Origin of the sequence: Phyllobacterium trifolii, assembly GCF_014192095.1 — a bacterium.
Taxonomy (GTDB): domain Bacteria; phylum Pseudomonadota; class Alphaproteobacteria; order Rhizobiales; family Rhizobiaceae; genus Phyllobacterium; species Phyllobacterium trifolii.
This window is the reverse complement of record NZ_JACHXN010000054.1, coordinates 1-3881: the sequence shown is the minus strand read 5'-3', so window position 1 is coordinate 3881 and position 3881 is coordinate 1. Positions and strand designations below refer to the sequence as shown.

Annotated in this window: 2 protein-coding genes; both read left to right on the top strand. The window is 60.1% G+C overall.

Going from position 1 to position 3881, the window contains the following annotated elements; genetic code table 11:
• The first annotated feature begins 954 nt into the window (after window positions 1-954).
• Window positions 955-2739 carry an autotransporter-associated beta strand repeat-containing protein gene (locus FHS21_RS30250; protein ID WP_112530414.1) on the top strand — a complete coding sequence of 595 codons (1785 nt, stop codon included), beginning with the start codon at window positions 955-957 and terminating at the stop codon, window positions 2737-2739.
• A gap of 12 nt (window positions 2740-2751) precedes the next feature.
• The gene (locus FHS21_RS30245) at window positions 2752-3591 is read left to right on the top strand and encodes an autotransporter domain-containing protein (RefSeq protein ID WP_183665846.1); all 840 of its coding nucleotides are present in this window, start codon (window positions 2752-2754) and stop codon (window positions 3589-3591) included.
• Window positions 3592-3881: the final 290 nt, after the last annotated feature.

Here is a 3881-nt window from a genome sequence, read left to right as displayed (position 1 = left end):
CGCACAAGGCATTAGGGTATCAGTCGCCGCGTGAGTTCTTGAACCGTCAAACAGAAATCTGATCCTGTCCGGTTTTTATGGGGCAACTCCATATTTTGTTAAGTCGCCCATAATAAGAACTGTCAATGATTGGAAGACGCCGACGAGCGCCGGACCTGTCGCCCGCTCGATCCTGAAATCTGGGGCATGGAATGACCCTGCATCCGCAAGCTTCCAGCGGAAGGTAGGACCACAACAGAACGTCCGGATCGAAATCGAGCAGGCATGCGCAAGCTCTCACAAGCGTGTTGCGGAAGAGGGGCACGCTGACGCAGCGAACGGTGCCGCGCGGATGATAGGAATGTCGGGCGGCCTCGGCTCGGACCGATGCGAGAATATCTGTGTCGATGGTGGTATGAGCGGTCATGAGACCCTCCACATACATACGCAGTAGAAGATCGGCGGGCGCAAAAGCGGTTCAGCGCGAGATCAGCGTATGAGGTGGATTGCAATTTGGGTCAGGCCGGAACAGATAGAGAACAAATGACGTGGTGTAAACGTCTCAAAACGAGTCTCGGTGCCGAAGAACCAAAAAAGGTGCCGACTACATTGGTTGCAAGGAGAAACGACCGGTGGGCGGTATTTCTTGATTGCAGGAAAATAGCTTCTCTAAAGTCGGGTCGTTCAATAACGCTTAGGTCGCGAGGCCCCATTGATCTTCCGCCTGGGTTGTAGGACGATGCAAATATGGGGTTGAGCCACCAATTCCCCCCGAATGGCCAACCCCGCGCGAACGCCACACTGTATCTATGCGGCAACACTCCGGCCCATTTCCGACGGTCGCTCTCGTGGCGGACGATTTGCGCTTTCGGTTTCTGCGTGTTCAGAGCAATGTCTATCCCAATCCTGCCTGAGGGGGCAGGCAGCACCGCCACGAGGCCCCTGAGGCTTCCAAGGGTGACGCGGAGGGGGGGCATGCGTATGCGCGCACTGGCCCGCAGACTGCTCGTTCGGCTGTGGACGCAACGTTTTTCACAAATCAGATTGTTGGCGATAATTGCGCTTTTAACAGCATCTACGGTTTCGACACACGCCCAGACCAACTGGACCGGAGCGAGTTCCACTAATTGGTTTGAGCCCGGCAACTGGGATGCGGGTACCCCCTCGGCGGGGACCAGTGCAAACGTTGACACCGTGAGTCCGAATGTGACGGTGCTTGGCACTCCAGGCGCATCTGCACTTAATCTCGCCGTCGGTCAAAACGGGATAGGGGCGCTTACAATCCAAACAGGCGGGACATTGACCAACGCCGGCGGATTTGTGGGCAATTTACCTGGCGGGCAAGGGATTGTGAATGTATCCGGCGCTGGATCCGCGTGGACGAACATCGGAACCATCGTGGTCGGCGGTCAGGGCACGGGGACACTTACAATTCAGGAGGGCGGCACGGTGAGGAGTGGTGGCGGCGGCTCTATGGGATTGGCTGCCGGCTCGACAGGTACGGTGACGGTGACCGGCCCAGGCTCCAGTTGGATCAACGAAACAGCCGGGGGGAGCATCGCGGGATTCAATATAGGTAGCTTCGGTACGGGCTCACTCGCCATCGAAAACGGGGGGATGGTCATCAACGCTACGCCTTTAACCGCCAACATCGGTAATAATGCAGGCTCGCGGGGTACAGTGACGGTGTCTGGCGCGGGCTCCACTTGGAGCAACAGTGCGGGGGTGAACATCGGCACGTCGGGAACGGGGGCGCTCACGATTGCGAATGAGGGTGCTGTCACCGCAGGGCCCATTGTGATCGCGGCGAATGCGGGTGCAGTTGGAACACTCAACATCGGCGCGGGAGCGGGGAATGTGGCAGTTGCACCCGGCACGCTCACTGCGCCAGGCCTCGCGTTCGGCGCTGGCTCCGGCACGCTCAACTTCAATCACACGAGCACGAACTACGCGTTTGCGCCCGCGATCAGCGGCACCGGCACAGTCAATGTGTTCGCGGGCACCACCACGCTCACAGGTGGCAACAGCTATAGCGGGGCGACGAATATCAACGCGGGCAGACTGCGGGCAGGCGCACCGAACACGTTCAGCCCGAATTCGGCAGTGACAATCGCAAGCGGCCGAACGCTGGATCTCAACGGGTTCAGTCAGACTGTTCTCAGCGTCGCCAGTGCCGGCTTGGTGAACATGGGCACGGGCACCGCACCGGGCACGGCCTTGACAACGACAAACTACGCGGGAACCGGAGGAACGATCGGCATAAATACGTTTCTCGGTTCGGATGGATCCCCCTCCGACCGGCTTGTGATCGACGGGGGCGCGGCTGCTGGCAGGACGGCGATAATCGTCAGGGACACGGGCGGCGGCGGCGCACTGACCACAGGGGACGGTATCCTGGTCGTCGATGCCGGGAACGGCGGTACGACCGCGCCTGGGGCTTTTGCCGGGTTTGCGGCCGCGGGTCCGTATAATTACCTTCTCTTCCGTGGCGGTTCGACACCCGGCAGCGAAGACGACTGGTTCCTGCGCAGCAATCTTCAGCCGGTACCACCGGAACCACCCGTGCCGGGAGCTGGGCCTGGCCTCAACCCCGAGCCACCAGGATCTCCGGTGCCGCGTTTTCGCCAGGAGGTTTCACTATATGCGGCGATGCCGGTGTTGGCCCCGATCTACGGCCGCCAAATCATTGGCACGCTGCACGAGAGGATGGGTGGCGACGCTCAGCTGCTCGGTCCGGGAAGGCAGGACATCCTCGACTGAGCGTGGGGCAGGATCATCGGCTATCGTGGTCACCGCGAAGGTGATCCGATCGGCATTTATGGTCGCGGCGGTCCGGCGTTCGACTACGACTTTGGTGCGATCCAGACTGGCCTCGATCTCTACCGAAACGAATTCGCCAACGGCCAGCGCGACAATGCCGGGCTTTATGTGGCAGTCGGCAGTGCCAATGCCGAAGTCGAGCACAGTCTCCTCGGGCGTACCTTTAAGGGAGGCGAAGACAAATTCAACGCCGTCACCATCGGCGGCTACTGGACCCGCTTTGGTGAGAATTATTGGTACCTTGACGGAGTCCTGCAGGGAACATGGTATGACATGGACATGACGGCAGCGCGGGGCTTGCGCGACGGTGACACGAACGGCTTCGGTCTGGCAGCCTCGCTCGAGGGAGGATATCCGTTCCACCTTGGCAACGGCTGGCTGCTCGGGCCGCAGGCGCAGTTGGTCTACCAGGCGCTCAATATTGACGATTTCTACGACGGTGCGGCGGATGTCAGTTACTCCGACACCGATTCGTTAGCCGGCAGGATTGGCGCGCGGGTGGCGCGCGACTGGGACGTCGGTGGCGAAGCATCGAAGCACAGGTGCACCCTGTGGGGACGGGTGGACATCTGGCATGAGTTCCTCGGCGATCCGACGACCGAATTCTCGTCTGCCAACGGCTCCATTCCATTCGACGTCGACTCGAGCGATACCTGGGGCAAGCTCGGGATCGGCGCAGCCATGCAGGTCACCGATGCAACGACCATATACGGCAACGCCAACTATGAAACCAGCTTCGATGGCGACGCCAATGCATGGGAGGGCAAGTTCGGTATCAAGATGACCTGGTAGCGATCCCGCGACCAACTGAAGCGCACGTCATGTGTCGCTTAAACCCGCAGGTCGCCTCGAGCGGTCATTCTGGATCCCGATGCTGGCTTGAAATCGACACCAAGCAGGAGGAGCCTTTCCATCATGAAGCTTGGGTCGGCACCAGGGGACTCAAACCACATCGTCCGATCAGCATTCTATGTGCGGGCTGACTGTGCGGCGATCCATTTGGCGGTGACCTGCTGGATAACGGAGATGAAGAGGGCCGTGGTGACCCCGAACATCATCAGACCGTTGGCTGCCTGAAGCGG